We start from the raw sequence: 16,301 nt of genomic DNA on the forward strand, positions 1-16,301 counted from the left end.
CTTATGCGATGTTGTTTTGGGTAGATGGGTTGTTTTGGCTGTCACTTTCAGTTTTCAAGGTCATCAAGCGTGCGACATAGTGAGGACCACCCGCTTTCGGACCCGTACCTGATAGACCACAACCACCAAATGGCTGTACGTTTACGATGGCGCCAATTTGGTTACGGTTGACATAAGTGTTACCCACACAAACACGGCTCTCAATATGCTCAGAGATATGCTCAATACGGCTGTGAATACCTAGCGTCAAACCAAAACCAGTGTTATTGATTGAGTCAATCAATTTGTCCAAGTCACGAGCTTTGTAGCGTAGCACGTGCAGGATAGGACCAAAGTGTTCACCACCAATCACATCGATGCTTTGTACTTCGATCGCAGTTGGCAATACAAATGTTGCGTCTGACTCGTTAACGGTTGAGTTACTGCTGATCGGCGTTTGACCCAAAATCTTCGCGGTAGGCTCAGATCTCATGCGCTCAATGTGACCATCTAGACCTTCTTTGGCATCACTGTCAATCACAGGGCCCACGTCAGTTGATACATACAACGGATTGCCGACATTCAGCTCAGCCATATGACCTTGTAGCAACTCGATCAACTCGTCAGCCACTTCTTCTTGGATGCACAAGATACGACACGCTGAACAGCGCTGACCTGCTGAACCAAATGATGACATCACCGCATCTTTTACGACCTGCTCTGGCAACGCCGTTGAGTCAGCAATCATGGCGTTTTGACCACCCGTTTCTGCGATCAATACTGGCAGCTCACCATTGGCTTGTGCATGGCTGTTGAGACTTTGGTTGATACGCTGAGCAGTCTGGGTAGAGCCTGTGAAGATAACGCCTGAAAGATTATCCGCAGCGGTTAACGCAGCGCCCACTTCACCTGCACCAGTCACAAACTGTAGTGCATGCGCCGGAACACCTGCTTGGTACATCAGCTGTGCAGCAAAATGCGCGATCAAGCTGGTTTGTTCAGCAGGTTTTGCCACGACGGTATTACCTGCAGCAAGGGCAGCGGCAATCTGACCAGTATAAATAGCCAATGGGAAGTTCCATGGGCTGATACAAACGAACGTACCACGGGCACGGTAGACCTGACGCACGTTTTTGCCGTTTAGGTCAGTCAAGCTATGTACTTCAGAGTCAAGACGCTCAGCTTCGTTGGCATAAAAACGGCAGAAATCAACGGCTTCTCTAATCTCATCGATACTGTCTTGAATGGTTTTACCCGCTTCAACTTGGCAAAGTGCCATGAATTCAGCGTAGTTGTCTTCAAGCAAGTCTGCAATCTTACGCAAGATGTCCGCACGTTCTGTAGCTGGTACAGCGCTCCACGCCTCTTGGCCTGCGACTGCTGCATCGATGGCTTTTCTTGCCAAGTCAGCGTTAGCATATAACACATTACCTACGTGGACATTATGGTCCCAAGGCGCACGAATGGCGTGATCAGCCAATTTGCCTGCCGCTGAATCATTGATCGCTTCGCCATTGATGATCGGTGTCGCCAACCAGTTTTTGTCGATATAGCTGTCAATCTCAGTTCTGAACGGTGTCCACTGCGACTCAACAAAGATATTCGGGCCAAAGCCTGCACGGCGATCACCATAGATATCAAGTGGCATCGGGATACTTTGGTTATGCAAAGTGCTATTTGCCGTCAACTTATCATAAGGATGCACGGTCAATTTTTCGATTGGGTATGACTTATCTAGCAACTGATGTACAAACGAGCTGTTGGCACCGTTTTCAAGCAGACGACGTACCAAGTATGGTAGCAAGTCTTTGTGAGCACCAACGGGCGCATAAATACGCACAGGGATATCATAAGCTTGCAAGATGTGATCATAAAGTGCGTCACCCATACCGTGCAAACGCTGGAACTCAAAGTCTTTGTGTGAGCTCATGGTCATCACAGATGCTAGCGTATGCGCGTTGTGCGTGGCAAACTGAGGCCAGATCAGACCACGTAGATGCTCTGACAACAAGAAGCGTGCGCACGCCAAGTAGGCCGTATCCGTACCTTCTTTACGCGTCCAAACAGGATAACCAACCAAGCCTTTTTGCTGAGCCAATTTGATCTCGTAATCCCAATAAGCGCCTTTTACCAAACGGATTGGAATACGGTCGCCCACTTCTTTAGAAATACGAGCCAACCAAGCAAAGACAGCGATAGCACGTTTTGAGTACCCTTGTACCACGATACCTAGACCATCCCAACCTGCGGTTAGTGGGTCACGGTAGAGTGATTCAAACAGTTTCAAAGAAATCTCAAGGCGATCTGCTTCTTCAGCATCAATACTCAAGTCAACATTGACTTCACGAGCCGCTTCGATCAGCAGCATACAGCGCTGACGTAACAGCCCCATAACCTGCGCTTCTTGCGTGGCTTCATAGCGTGGATGCAGTGCAGACAGCTTGATAGAGACAGATGGCTTTGGCATGCCCTCTTTCACTTTAACATCGGCAGTTGCTTTAATCGCATGCAGGTATGAGTTAAAGTACTTTTCAGCATCACGGTTGGTAATAGCGGCTTCACCCAACATATCAAATGAGTAGGTGTAGCCTTTATTACGGTATGACTGACTGTTGCGGTTAGCACCTTCAATGGTTTCGCCAAGTACGAACTGGTGACCCATGATACGCATGGCTTTTTGCATCGCACCGCGAATCATTGGCTCGCCCATCTTTTTGGTCATACGATCCAAAAAGCCAGAAGCAGTGGTACTACTGTCGATGCTGACCACACGGCCAGTCATCATCAAGCCCCAAGTTGAGGCATTAACGACCAAACCGTTGTCATCTTTTAAATGCTTTTTCCAATCGGCCACGCTCATTTTGTCACGAATCAGCGCATCAGCAGTATAGCTGTCTGGCACGCGGATGAGGGCTTCTGCCAAACTCATTAGCAAAATACCTTCTTGCGTATCAAGACTATACTCAAGGAGCAATGAATCAACCATTTTTACGGCTTTACCGTTATTACGCACGTGCTCGACCAACTTGCGTGTTTGGTCAGTAGCTGCTTGGCGCTCTGCATCACTAGGCTTAGCCAGTGGCAACAAGGCACCCAACCAGCGCTCTTCTGACGCACAGTAAAGTGGGGAGATACGTGAGAATAACTCATCTGCTGACTGCTGGATATACTCTGGCGCAAGCAGATCGGTCGGCGAAAATAAAATAGGTTCTTGCGGGGTAAACTTGTCTATTGGGTTCATACCAACTCCACAACTATCGTTTATAAAACCATAATAAATGGTGCGTTAGGACCTAAGATATCACACAATATGCCAATCATTAAAATGAGGAACAAGCCATTCACCAAAAGTCACTTTGTAAAATGACTAGGCAACAAGGTTATGCCCCAAAAGCGAGGGCGAAATGTGTTATATCACTACAAACTAAGGCCAAACGGCGCCATCACAGAACGAGCAAATCCAGTAAAAACTGGAAACAGTTAAGTATGTCGTCGAACGTTTAACGTAATACGTTAACAATGCAAAGGCAACAACGAACAGTTAAGCGGCATTAGTGCCTTCTTCTCGTCTGTAGTGAAAGGAGGGTGATTGACTGTCATGTTTATCGGCTGTGCGCTAAAGATGACAGTCAATCGATGATGAAGCTAATTCACTGTAAGAAAAACCTCTACGGCGTTGATTGAGGTGATGCGCTTAACTCAGCTATATTATCATGAAAATTTTTTTCAAACTAATAATATTGCATGTTTAAATCAATAAATATCACCTTTAATGGTAAGAAAATGACCATGTTAGGTAGATATAACAACAAAAGTCCATCATCTTACCAACCAAAGGGATACAGTCCATATCCTATAGCGATAAGTGTGTTCAATATGGTGACAAAATAACGCCGCCTATTGAACCAAAAACGCACCAGTATTTGGACAATCCAAATCACTGGTGCGCAAAAGGCTGAAAAATACACAAAAAGGGTAAAACAACTGCCAAAGTGGTCATTTTTTTGGCAAAAAAGTGACAATGCAAAAAAAGTGACAATAACGCTTATAGCAACACAATCTTAATCAGTAGCACAAAGGTAAGTACCCAAACAGGTACAGTGATTTCTGATAATTTGCCTGTGATGGCTTTCACAGCAGTGAAAGTAATAAAGCCAAGGGCAATACCATCGGCGATAGAATACGTCAGCGGCGTTAGTAGCAGCACCACAGCGACAGGGGCAGCTTCGGTGAGGTCTTCCCAGTTGATGTCTTTTAAGGTAAACAGCATCAATACTGACACGTAAAAAATCGCGCCTGCGGTCGCATAAGCGGGAATCATACCTGCCAGCGGGGCAAAAAAGATGCTGAGTAAGAACATCACCCCAACAGTAACCGCCATCAAACCTGTACGCCCACCTGAGGCCACACCCGAAGCACTCTCAATATAGCTGGTGGTCGATGACGTACCAAACATAGCCCCAGCCACAGTCGCGGTCGAATCCGCCAACAGCGCTTTATCCATATTGGGAATATTGCCATCTTTGTCGATCAGACCCGCTTTACTGGTAATACCCACCAAACTGCCTGTCGTATCAAACAAATCCACAAACAAGAATGCAAAAATTACGCTGATCATACCCACATCAAACGCGCCTGCAATATCAAGCTGCATCAGCGTCGGTGCGATAGAGGGCGGTGCTGAAACAATACCCGCAAATTGGGTATGACCAGTCAACAAACTGACTAGCGTCACCAGTAGGATACCAATGGTGACAGCGCCGGGTACTTTTTTATAAACGAGGCCGATGATGACAAAAAAGCCCAATGCAGCCATCATTGGTGCAAATGAACGCATATCCCCCAGAGTAACCAAGGTGGCCTGCTGCGCCACGATGATGCCTGAGCTTTGCAGCGCAATAAACGCCAAAAAGGCACCGATACCTGCCACAATACCTTGTTTTAAACACAGTGGAATGGCATTGATGATCCATTCACGAATCTTAAATAAGCTTAAGATAATGAAAATACACCCTGACAAAAAGACCGCGCCTAGCGCCGTTTGCCATGTATACCCCATACCCATAACCACGCCATAGGTAAAAAAGGCGTTCAAACCCATACCCGGCGCCAAGGCGACTGGCAGACGAGCGTACAGCCCCATAATAAAACAGCCGACCGCCGCGGCCAGACAAGTGGCAACGAATACCGCGCCCTTATCCATACCTGCTTCTGCTAAGACGTTGGGGTTTACAAAGATGATATAAGCCATCGTCAAAAAGGTGGTGATACCAGCGAGGATTTCTGTTTTGACGGTGGTGTTGTCACCGTTAATCCCAAAGTAGCGTTCAATTGCATTCATAAGTGTCGCGCCCAGCTTGCTTGTGAAAAGACAGGTTTGTTAAGCCTAAAATAAAGATGACGTCAGCAACAAAGTCGCGACGTCAAACAAAATATATCGAAGGTAGATTTAACAAAATGTAACATTCTAGAGAACCTATCTCATAAATTCAATGAATATACGTGCCTTATGGGTATAAAAATAAAAATAACCATATGGCTGGGTTTTTTACCTGACATTAGTATGTGACTTCTCTTTTAATCATAATGGTATCGTGAGCTTGCAGCCGCTACAAACAAAGGGGGTTGTGATTATTTAACACATTAATAAATGACCTTTTTATAATTTGTCAGTACACTAGCGCTAAATGACAAATTGTCCCGGCGCGGTGCGCCGATAACAGTATCCGCAAACCACGCAATAAACCTCAGTATCTATAGTGGCTAGTTAGTGGCACATATTCGTATGATCTTGTGACCACATCGTGTTGTGTCATACACTCTATACTTTATCAACCAATCATCATCCCTATTCGTATCATAGGGTTTTATCCAACTTAGCGACACTTATTAACGCCGCTTACATTGGCTGTTGTTCATCATCAGTGAGTCTGTTACATGCCTGAATCATTAAATATTATTGACCTGATTACCCAAGCCAGTTTACTGGTACAGATTGTGATGGCGTTGCTATTGCTTGCGTCGCTGCTGAGCTGGGTGATTATCTTTCGTTTAAGCTCACGTATTGGTACGGCTAGAAGCTTTGATGAGCAGTTTGAAACATGGTTTTGGTCGGGTGAAGACTTGGCCAAGTTGTATCAAGGTATTCAAGGATCACCTGATCGCCAAGGTCTTGAGCAGATTTTTTATGTGGGCTTTTCTGAGTATTTGCGGATGCACAAAAAACGTCAGCCCAAAGACGACATTATTGATGGGGTTGAGCGCAAACTGCGTGTTGGGCTGGGTCGTCAGCAGCAGCAGCTTGAATCGGGGGTCGCTATCTTAGCCAGTGTCGGCTCTGTCGCTCCTTATGTAGGCTTATTTGGTACGGTATGGGGTATTATGAATGCCTTTTTGGGTCTCTCACAGACTGAGCAAGCGACACTGGCATCGGTAGCACCCGGTATTGCCGAGGCCTTGATCGCCACAGCAATGGGACTGTTTGCTGCCATCCCTGCCGTATTGGCGTACAATCATTTTACCGCCAAGCTTGAGCGCTTGTACGATTCACGCGCGCTATTTTGTGATGAGATGACAGGTATGCTACAACGCGAGACCAGCACCAGTCCTGTAGCACCTACGCCAAACAGAACACAGGTATCCGGTCTATGAAACCCAGTCCCTATCGCCGTAAAAAAAAGTCACTCAATGCCGAGATGAACGTTGTCCCTTATATTGACGTGATGCTGGTGCTGCTGGTGATATTTATGGTGACCACCCCAATGCTGACCACAGGGGTTGATGTAGATTTGCCCAAGGAGCAAACCAATACATTAAGCCAAAAACAGCTGCCTGTTATTGTCTCTTTGACCGAAAGCGGTGAGATTTTTATCAGCTATGAAGACAATGTCGACATGTCCATCACTGAGCCTGAACTGATCAACACGCTGTCTAATTTGCAAATGCAAAACAGCAATGCGGGCGAAGCGCCTGTACAAGTGATGATCAACGCCGATCAAAATAACCAGTACGGTGCAATCATGACCCTAATGGCAAGTCTGCAGCAGGCCGGTATTCAAAAAGTCGGCTTGCTGACTGGCAAACCTTTACCCGTTCCGCAGCCCTAGTTTGGCGATAGCGCTGAATCTTGAGCGCCACTGTGCCATTCCGATATCCACACTTTACCGTTGTAAGACCTTAATGTGATGACCCATGACCATGAAAAACGTTTCCGCCGTCTATGTTCCTACTCAGCCTGAAGGTGATGGTATCACGCTACCTACACTGCTCAGCTTGCTTGCGCATGGCATCATCATTGGGGCATTGATCTACGGCTATCAGCATACGGAAGTAGAGACGGTAGGCAGCCTTGAGACAATGATGGTGTCACCAGAGCAGCTGGCAGACATACAAGGGCAAATACTGGCCAATCGCGCCGCGGCCCAAGCCCTCGCCAGTAGCCAAAGCGATACCGCCGCTGACAGCAGTGCGACCTATGCGCCCAGCTCAGGCAGCGACAATGTCACGACAGGAGCGCAGCGCCGCTCTGTCTTTACCAAGTCTGATGAGCCTGTGTATACCAATAGCCAACAGCAGCAAATAATCGAGAAAATGGAGAAGTACGAGCGTGAACTTGCTGAGTCAAAACGCAAAATGAGTGATGAAGCAAATCAACGTATTGAAAACAGGCAGGAACAACGCCGCCGTGAGGAAGAAGCACTACAACGACAGTTAGACGCATACAAAGACAGCTATAATAACCCGCAGCCACCTATTGAAAAACGGAAAGCGCCAGCGCGAAACAGTAATAGCGAATCAGACTCAAGCAAAACACCTAAAACGCATAGTATGGAGGATGATGGTATCCCAGTATTTCCTGATAACTTTGGGCAAAATTCAAACCAGAATAGAAGTCCACTTAGCGGTGGTGGCGGCGGTGCAAGCGATGCACAGATATTAGGTGAGATTCGTAAAAAATTTAATCCACCTGCAGGCAAAACTGGTAGCGTACAATTAATTATTACTGTTGATGCAAGTGGTCGAGTTATCGATGCAAAATCACCTGGTGAAGATACAGTCTTTAGCCGTGAGGCTGTTAGGGCAGCTAAAGCAGTCGGGCGCTTTGACATTGACAGCAGTCATCCTCAATATCCGAATATTCCTATCACCTTCAATGGAAGTCGTTGATAGTCCTATTATTTTTTAAACCCCTTACAAAAAAACTATTTTTTATTGTGTCTATTAAAAATAGGCTTTTCTGTATAAGTAGTATTGGTTTATTGACAAAAAGTATAAATTTGTTCAGTATCTTCTCATTTAATCATGAGTGGAGCTATAGTTCTTTGATGAAGATACGCAAACCCCATTTATTGCCTTTTGTTGCCGTCATGATGAGTATGTTTACTGCATCTTGTTCAGCATCAGTGACAGGTACAACGCCCGCCAGTAATATAAGCAATACTAGTACTGCTTATCACCTAAGTGATCATACGCCTGTTATACCTAATGATTTTAGACAAAAAACCCACTCGTACAGAGAAGATGTCAACTCTGACGCAAGTGCTACTCAAATCGTCAATCTTATTCGTTCTCAGTTTTATTCAACTGCCCCGACTTCAGGTAATACACATCTAAGCATTACTGTTGATAAGAACGGTCGCGTTATCAATATAGCATCACTTGGTGAAGATACAATATTTAGCCGTGAGGCTGTCAGAGCAGTCAAATCCGTTGGCCGCTTCCCGATTGATAGTAATGATCCCAGATATCCTACCTTTACCGTCATTTTACGTGGCAGTAACTAGGGTGTGTCATCACTTAGCTTGAGCACAAGTAAACGACAACTTTTGTGAGTTACAGCGTGTCACTTGTATCCCTTTTCATATTGCATTACCTTATGACTATCAGGCGCTGCTGCTATCGCCAATCATAATAAATATACGACTTTAGGAGTTTATATTTTGTCAGTTACTATTGCTAAGAAAACTCGTAGACAAGCCGCTGCCGGCAAAAAATATCTATTGCCTTTGCTTGGTGCTGCGGTCACGGTCTGTGCTATACCGTATGCCAATGCTGCGCCTGAGCCTTTGGTGTTTGACTATACGGTGCCCAAGCAAACCAACCAAGTCGCCTTTGTTCCCTTTGCTGGTGATACGGTCATCTCACCTATCGCTACAAGAATACTAAATACCGACCTACAAACCACCAGTCAGAACCTGCCAGAGCAGCCGCACACCAGCCGCGAAGTGGCAAGTAAGCTTCCACTGTGGCAAAGTACCGCAATCCCTTATATCGTGGTCGGTAATACACGTACGGTAGGTGGTGAGGTGGTGATTGATTATGAAGTCGTTGACACCCAAACAGGACGCGCGATAGAAGGCAAGCAAACGCGGTCTTCTAAACGAGACACTAACAGCATGCGCTACTCTGCAAGTGTAATCGCTGACAATGTGCATCACTTAATCACAGGACAACCAAGCGACTTTGCAGGACGCATTGGCTATATTGAAGAGACGGGAGTCGGTGCGAATAAGACCTCACGTATCAAAGTCATGGATGCCACAGGTGAAAACGAGCAAACCATCGCTACAGTCAAAGGGTCAATCTACGCGCCTGCTTGGTCACCTGATGGCAGTCGTATCGCTTACTCGGTGCAGGTGGCGCATCCGGCGCCGTCTGACAACCCAAATCCTGTCATTTATGTACAAAACGTCAGTGGTGGCGGTGCTCAGCCCATCACCGCCAACTTGTGGGGCTCTAGTATGAACCCATCATTTTCACCCGATGGTGGACGCATTCTGTTCTCTGGCAGTCATGAAGGCGATAATTATATTTATGAAATGAGTGCCAGTGGTGGCACACCGCGCAGGCTGACTAAGGGTTTTCAGCCAAGCTATGCGCCTGACGGTCAATCCTTTGCCTATGTTTATGACAACGAAAAAAACAACCAGCCCCGCATCTACCGCTATACCTTTGGCTCAGGCAGCAGCCAACAAATCTCTCGGGGCGGCTATGCGGCCACGCCACAATTTAACGCAGATGGCACACAGATTGCCTATTTAAGTGGCAGATCAGCAGCGGTCATGAGCAGCGGTGGCAGCAACATTGCCAGCTTTGGCGGTACGGGCCTTGATGAAGCGCCGAGCTTTTCACCCAGTGGCAAGCGTGTAGTCATCGCAACCAAACAAGGCAGCAAAGGTGCGCTGACGATTAAATCATTGAGCGATGGTACAACCTTGACCAAAACGGCCGATGGTATTGTCCGCTCTCCTGTGTGGTCAGCAAGCCCAAAATAATCATTTTCGCTGTAACATGCTATTAGGGCATGTCTCTATTTGAAAAAGCGCCTATTTATCAGGCGCTTTTTTATGTCTAAGCATTGCTGAATATCACAGCTACTCACTTGGATCAGCCCCTGGCGGATTCTCATGGCGCAGTGCAGCGACATTATCAGCAGTAATGGTATCGGTAAAATCATTCAAGTCACTATGTACATACTGCGTAACAGCCGCGATTTGTGCATCATTCATCGTACCCTGAAAAGCAGGCATACCGCGCAAACCATTAAGTAAGATGTTAATAATGTAGTACTTTGATTGCATTTTGCTGTTATGGGCGAGCGGCGGATAATAGCCTGCGCCTTGTGCGCCCTCACCACTGTCCATGTGACAGCCTGCACACGAGTTTTGGTATAGTGTTTTGCCATTGGTGCTGACGAACGCGTCAGTATCGCCAAACTTTGCTTGCCATTTTTTTAATGACTTATCTGCGCTCATGATGGGAATGGTATGCTTGGCGACAATATTACGATTGGGATCATTTAACTCAGCACGGCTCATGTATACCCCGCCCCATGCCCCTGTATTGCGACTGGCTTGATTGTCAAAGACCGACTGCGCTTGCTGTTTGCTGGCAAGAGTGACTGCCTCTTTTTTGATGTGCTGATTACAGCCTGCCAGCAGCATACTACCGACGCTAAGTCCAATCAGAATCGCCATAGGCGGTTGTACGGTGCTTGTCATAGTCGTCTCTACATCTGTGATTGTCAGTTAACCCATGAGTTTGGCTTTTTGATGCAAGCGCTTGGCCGCATCCATCCCTGATAAGATCGCCCCTTCTTGCCATGCTGGGATGTGCGAACAGTGCTCACCTGCCAGCACAATGCGATTGTCGATACGGCACAAGGTCTGGTAATACTGGTCGCGGCTTGACTCACTCCACATACCATAGCAGCCAAGCGTCCATGGGATACGGTGCCAAGCCACTGAGGTGCCTGAACGAAATTCTTTTGGATACTGCGGGTGGATATGTTTACCGTAAGCAAGCGCGGCATTGATGCGCTCTTTTGGCGTTAAGGTATTAAACTTATATGAGGTTGGGCCAAAGCCATAAGCTCCAAGCAGCACTCCAGAGCCTGAGCTGAACATCTTGTCGGAGGGATAAGATATTTGGGTAATGGGCATATCGGTATAGGTGATCCCGCCATAAATCCACTCATCTTCTTCCCAAAAACGCCGTTTGAACTCCAAACCGACCTTAAAAGACGTCTCATAAGGCACGGCGGCAATGGCCTGCTTCATTGGTTTTGAGACATTGATGTCGATTTGGCTTAAAATAGATAAAGGGATATTGCACACGCACCAATCAGCGCGAATGGATTTGGATGGGCCATCAGGTTGTGTGCTGTCAACATAATCAATGGTCACGCCGCTATCGTCTTGATTGATCTTGGTCACTTTGGCATTGAACTCAATCATCTCGCGGCATTCATGGGTAAAGGCCTCTCCGATTTTACCCATACCACCGACAGGCTGAAACATCACCGGTTGGTGCACGTGGACGGTATAGTTGTGATACAAGTCAGACCACATACCCGACTGTAGCAGATCGTGCATGGGAATGGGCTGTGACGGCTTGGCCTCAGGCATCAGCCCGCCACCCGGATAGACACTATAGCCGCGGTGCTTGCTGGTTTCATGACTGGCCACATAGCGATAGTCTCGATCAAGCACGCCCCAGCCTTTGAGGCCTTCGAGCAATTTTTCTTTGTCTTCTTTGTTGACCACCTGATCGAGACTGCCGACGTTGACCGCTTTAGATAACAGCTCTGAGACATAGCCGCGTACATCGTTGGTCACATCACCCAAGCGTTGCGGCGCACCGTTAAAGTGGTTGGTGCGATGCAAATAGGCGCGGTCATTGGTTTGTATAAAGGGCTGCAACGCCACACCGAACTTTTTGCAGTAATGCAGCACGGCATAATGGTGACTGGGCAAGCGCCACGGGCCGCCGTTTAGATAGTTGCCTTTTTCAAAGTCGCAGCTGACCACGCCGCCACCAAGCTCGGTGTATTTATCGCCGCTGTGTAGGCTCCAGCTGCGACCACCGCCGCGATTTTGAAACTCCAGCACCTTGACCTTATAGCCTGCTTTTCTCAGCTCATAAGCAGCGGTCAGCCCGCCCAATCCCGCACCCAATATGACAATACTGGCGCCTTCTGGTGCGCCTGTTAGGTTCATCTCGGCCTGAAAACTTGACTCAGAGGCAAAACCCAGCGAGGTCATGGCCTGATACATGGCAGCCCCGCCTGCCGTCTTGCCAATCATGGACAACAACTGACGACGGGTGGGAGATTGAGGCAAGTCGGTCATGATCCTATCCTTATAAAAACGGTCTATAGCTGCATGTTTTATGATGGTTTATCGTTATTATCAATCTTGCTGATTCAGCAAACGTTGCTCAGACTATTACTTGGCCGCCTTAATGCGCTTGACATCATCGGCACTGATCTCGCTATGCGCTAGACTGCCAAAGGTGACGCGCACATAGTTGGTGATACTGGCAATTTCGGCATTGCTTAAGTCTTTTCCAAATCCTGGCATGCTGGGGGCGGTGTTTAAACTGCTCTGAACGCCATAGTTGATGACGCTGACCAACCGATCAGGGCGCTGCTCGCGAATACTGCGTAAACCGACAATAGAGGGATAATGGGCAGCTGGCTGACCGTAACCGTCAACGCCGTGACAGCTGGCGCAAGCGGACAGGTACAGCGCTTTTGGCGTATCGGTTGCTAAGATGCTCTGTTTGGCCTGCGCCAGATAGCTCTGTTGATCAAGTAGGTTATAAGTGATGGACGAGCTGCTTGGCGGCGGCAAACGCTCAGAAACCACAGGTATGATGGTATTATCGGTTGGCATACTGGGTATGGCTTTTAGATAGGCGGCAATACTACTGAGATCGTCATCGGTGAGGTAGCGCGTACTGTGAAAAACCGCCTCTCCCATCCCGCCACCTGCATGAGCGCGCTGGTGTAGCTCACCTGTACGCAGATAGGTGACGATATCTTGCTCACTCCAGCGTCCGATACCGCTGTTATTATCGGGCGTGATATTGGGCGCATACAGTTTGCCAAACGGCGCGCCTGATAGGTATTTGTCTTGATCCAGCCCCATGGTTAAGTTACGCGGGGTATGGCAAGTACCGCAGTGTTCTAGGTTATTGACCAAGTATTCACCGCGCTGCTGCTTGTCGGTTAGGCCTGCTCGGTTGTCGGTGGCAGGCACGTTGATAAGGTTCCAAGCGAGCATGAGACTGCGAATATTAAGCGGAAATGGCAAGTGCGTAGTTTTTTCAGGAGGCTCATCAACCATCGGCACGGTCTGAAAATAGGCAAATAGTGCGTCGATGTCGGCATCAGCGACATCATGATAAGAGGGATATGGCATGGCAGGGTATAAAAAATGATCGGGCGTCCGACCCTTTTTTAAAGCAGTCTTAAAATCGGCTTTGGTATAGTTACCAATGCCATAGCGTACTGACGGGGTGATATTGGTTGAGTAGATGTTGCCAAGTGGCGTTTCTATCGGTAAGCCGCCTTGGTAGTTGTCACCATGACAAGCCATGCAGTCAGCAGCGCGTGCCAGATACGCCCCGCGATTTTCAAGGTTGCTATGAGCAGGACTGACATTGGGTAATGGCAGCCCTTGAGCAGACACGGCAGATGATACCAAGCCTGTGATACAGATAGATAACACCATAGATAGTGACTTCATAATATCCTCATATCGCCAGTCGCTACTGAATCATCAGCGTTCACACGTTGTTTTTATTTTTTCAAGCATCCTTGCTGTCACATCCTGCTTGTGTCTTTATAAACTATAACTATTTTTCATAGATTGCACGATCATTTATGCGTTATCGGTATTTTTTTACAAAAGGTCATCAGTAGCATGAACAGGAATGCAGCGCTATACTAACGCCTCGATAGACTTATCACAGTGCAGCAACGTGTCATATCCCAAAAAAACCTATCACGATAAGCCTGCGTTTTTATGATAAGCGGTCTAGGGCGTGTCCCTGATTCAAACGTTTATCACCATTGTTAACATAGGGACACGCCCTAGTACGATTGTTCTTCACTTGCTAGGAAGTCATTGTTATGACCATAAAATACATACTCGCAGCCAGTATTATCAGTATGCTGACTCTGCTCTCTGGCTGCCAGTCGTTTCAGTTTGTCGATAGTCCCATTCCAGTGACCGCCAGTTATGGCAATCATGAGTTACTTAAACCAAGCAGCAAGCAAGTATAAAAAAAGCAGGCATCCATAGAGATACCTGCCTTAAAAACCATTCACCACTGTCAAATCAAAACCGTTTTAACTTTGGCTTGCTTGATTGGGCGCGTGTTTGATGATGGTTTTGGCCACGTGATCGCCAAACCAAATCGCGGTGTCGATATCGCCTTTGCCCGGTGTCTGCTCTGGTGGCGCGTCGATCGACTGGGTCATGAGTCCCAAAAAGCTTGATAAGCGGTTGAGATCCTGCTCGGCATGTCCTGTCGGCATCAGCGGCATGCCAATCCAGTTCATCCCATGTTGCATGGTGTACAGACAAATCTGCTGCAATACTGCAAGTTTGTCACCGCTTAGCCCGCCTGAATTGGCAAAGCCTGCCGCCCATTTGCCCTCCCATTTGCGATGATACCAGCGCTGTGAGGTTTCATCCATAAAGGTTTTAAATTCGGCAGTAACGCTGCCCATATACACCGCGCTACCAAATATCAAGGCATCTGCCGCATCCAAAAAATCCCAATCGACATCGTGCACATCTACGGCTTTGACCTGATGATCAGGCAACTGCTGGCGTGCGCCTGTGACGATGGCTTCAGCCACGCGCTTGGTGTGACCATAGTTGCTGTGGTAAATGACTGCCACAGACAAGGCCGCTGTGTGGGCTGGCAACGATAGTGAAGATGCGGTAACAGATGTATTCATACAAGCTCTAGTATTGGGTGGTGAATTCGGTAAGTCATCAACGGTTGAGACATAAAAAAGTAGCCGCTGACTTGCCAGCGTAATCTACGGCAAACGGGCAATAGCGGACTATGAGTGACGGACAATCACTAAGGCCATACGCCCTGTCGCTGGCTGCTGACGGTGGGTCTGACGGCGATAAGAGTAATAATGCGTATCAGCATAACTACAAGGCTGCGGCCTATCTGTACATACCGTGATGCCAGCAGCGGTCAGTTGGTCTACTGCCAGCTTTGGTAAGTCCAGCTTTATTTTGTCCGTGCTTACTGTAGCGTTATTTGATAATTTATCAACTGTATTATGTAAATACGGCGTCTGCGTGGTCATCTCAGACGGCACCGCATAGCGGGTATCAAAGGTGTCCAAATACGCGGTCGGTAGCAATTGATGGTTACGGCAACCTGCCAGCAGCTTAGTACCGACCTCCTGCCCCACTTCGTAGTTATCCTGACTGATACAGATCCCTACCCATGCCGTGATGGGCGCATCGGCTTCAAAATGCGTGGCGGTTTGGGCGATCACGCCGCAGGCAAGCCCTTGCCAGCCCGCATGAATAGCGGCAATACGTCCTGTCTTGGCTTGATAGAGCACGATGGGCACACAATCAGCAGTCATGATCGCCAGTCCCACGCCGACTTGCGTGCTGACCATCGCATCTGCTGCCGTTGGTCGCATACTGAAGGCGCTGGTGTCTTCACGCTTGATGTCAACATCATGTACCTGATTGCCATGGACTTGATCAACCCAGTACAAACGCGTGAGGGGCTGACTGGCTACCGTAGACTGCGGCGCAATATGTCGATTGATTGTCGCCAGTAGACGCATTCGATTGTCCAGCACTGACGCGGGCGTGTCACCCACATGCAAGCCAAGGTTAAAATCACCATAGTTGGCCTTGCCCTGACGGCACATGGCTACTGGCTGATGGTCATTATCAGCCTCATCAGTATTAACAGGTGTCAGCGCAGCCGTTTGGAACACCGTCACTTGCGCCAGTGCTGTCCGTACTTCAATAGGAATGGTCGTCATC

The 16,301-nt window shown here is 47.8% G+C and carries 13 protein-coding genes; 6 read left to right on the top strand and 7 right to left on the bottom strand.

What is annotated here, in order from left to right; all coding sequences use genetic code 11:
• Nucleotide 1 precedes the first annotated feature (1 nt).
• Together putA and ACFI32_RS13575 are read right to left on the bottom strand one after the other, a co-directional pair.
• Nucleotides 2-3,220, bottom strand: a complete 3,219-nt coding sequence (putA, locus tag ACFI32_RS13570; RefSeq protein WP_462627143.1) for a bifunctional proline dehydrogenase/L-glutamate gamma-semialdehyde dehydrogenase PutA — start codon at nt 3,218-3,220, stop codon at nt 2-4.
• 804 nt (nt 3,221-4,024) lie between these two features.
• On the bottom strand, nt 4,025-5,320 hold the full coding sequence (locus ACFI32_RS13575) for an NCS2 family permease (protein WP_462627144.1): 1,296 nt from the start codon (nt 5,318-5,320) through the stop codon (nt 4,025-4,027).
• Nucleotides 5,321-5,916: 596 nt separating this feature from the next.
• Here ACFI32_RS13575 and tolQ point away from each other — a divergent pair.
• From tolQ to ACFI32_RS13600, 5 genes are all read left to right on the top strand, one after another.
• On the top strand, nt 5,917-6,630 hold the full coding sequence (gene tolQ, locus ACFI32_RS13580; protein WP_462627145.1) for a protein TolQ: 714 nt from the start codon (nt 5,917-5,919) through the stop codon (nt 6,628-6,630).
• Complete coding sequence (gene tolR, locus ACFI32_RS13585; RefSeq protein WP_462627146.1) at nt 6,627-7,085, top strand: protein TolR; 459 nt, start codon at nt 6,627-6,629, stop codon at nt 7,083-7,085. The genes tolQ and tolR overlap by 4 nt, the downstream gene beginning before the upstream one ends.
• A gap of 85 nt (nt 7,086-7,170) precedes the next feature.
• Entirely contained in the window at nt 7,171-8,145 is a 975-nt protein-coding gene (locus ACFI32_RS13590; RefSeq protein WP_462627147.1) for an energy transducer TonB family protein, read from the top strand.
• A 155-nt stretch (nt 8,146-8,300) separates the two neighbouring features.
• Nucleotides 8,301-8,762, top strand: a complete 462-nt coding sequence (locus ACFI32_RS13595; RefSeq protein ID WP_462627148.1) for an energy transducer TonB — start codon at nt 8,301-8,303, stop codon at nt 8,760-8,762.
• Nucleotides 8,763-8,918: 156 nt separating this feature from the next.
• Nucleotides 8,919-10,253 (top strand): translocation protein TolB, encoded by a 1,335-nt coding sequence (locus ACFI32_RS13600; RefSeq protein WP_462627149.1) that lies wholly within the window; start codon nt 8,919-8,921, stop codon nt 10,251-10,253.
• 99 nt (nt 10,254-10,352) lie between these two features.
• Here ACFI32_RS13600 and ACFI32_RS13605 read toward each other — a convergent pair whose 3' ends face one another.
• The 3 genes from ACFI32_RS13605 to ACFI32_RS13615 all read right to left on the bottom strand — a co-directional run bounded on the left by ACFI32_RS13605 (nt 10,353) and on the right by ACFI32_RS13615 (nt 14,009).
• A complete protein-coding gene (locus ACFI32_RS13605; protein ID WP_462627150.1) occupies nt 10,353-10,979 on the bottom strand; it encodes a c-type cytochrome in 627 nt (208 codons plus the stop codon).
• 27 nt (nt 10,980-11,006) lie between these two features.
• Nucleotides 11,007-12,608, bottom strand: coding sequence for a flavin monoamine oxidase family protein (locus tag ACFI32_RS13610; RefSeq protein WP_462627151.1), 1,602 nt, complete (start codon nt 12,606-12,608; stop codon nt 11,007-11,009).
• 96 nt (nt 12,609-12,704) lie between these two features.
• Nucleotides 12,705-14,009 (bottom strand): c-type cytochrome, encoded by a 1,305-nt coding sequence (locus ACFI32_RS13615; RefSeq protein ID WP_462627152.1) that lies wholly within the window; start codon nt 14,007-14,009, stop codon nt 12,705-12,707.
• 386 nt (nt 14,010-14,395) lie between these two features.
• Between ACFI32_RS13615 and ACFI32_RS13620 the strand changes: the two genes are divergently transcribed.
• Entirely contained in the window at nt 14,396-14,548 is a 153-nt protein-coding gene (locus ACFI32_RS13620) for a hypothetical protein (RefSeq protein ID WP_462627153.1), read from the top strand.
• Nucleotides 14,549-14,614: 66 nt separating this feature from the next.
• On the opposite strand, the gene ACFI32_RS13625 is transcribed toward ACFI32_RS13620, so the two are convergent.
• A complete protein-coding gene (locus ACFI32_RS13625) occupies nt 14,615-15,232 on the bottom strand; it encodes a flavodoxin family protein (protein WP_462627154.1) in 618 nt (205 codons plus the stop codon).
• Between the two features lie 108 nt (nt 15,233-15,340).
• Nucleotides 15,341-16,300 carry a purine nucleoside phosphorylase YfiH/LACC1 family protein gene (locus ACFI32_RS13630; RefSeq protein WP_462627155.1) on the bottom strand — a complete coding sequence of 320 codons (960 nt, stop codon included), beginning with the start codon at nt 16,298-16,300 and terminating at the stop codon, nt 15,341-15,343.
• Nucleotide 16,301: the final 1 nt, after the last annotated feature.

Source organism: Psychrobacter sp. PSi21 (genome assembly GCF_054960615.1).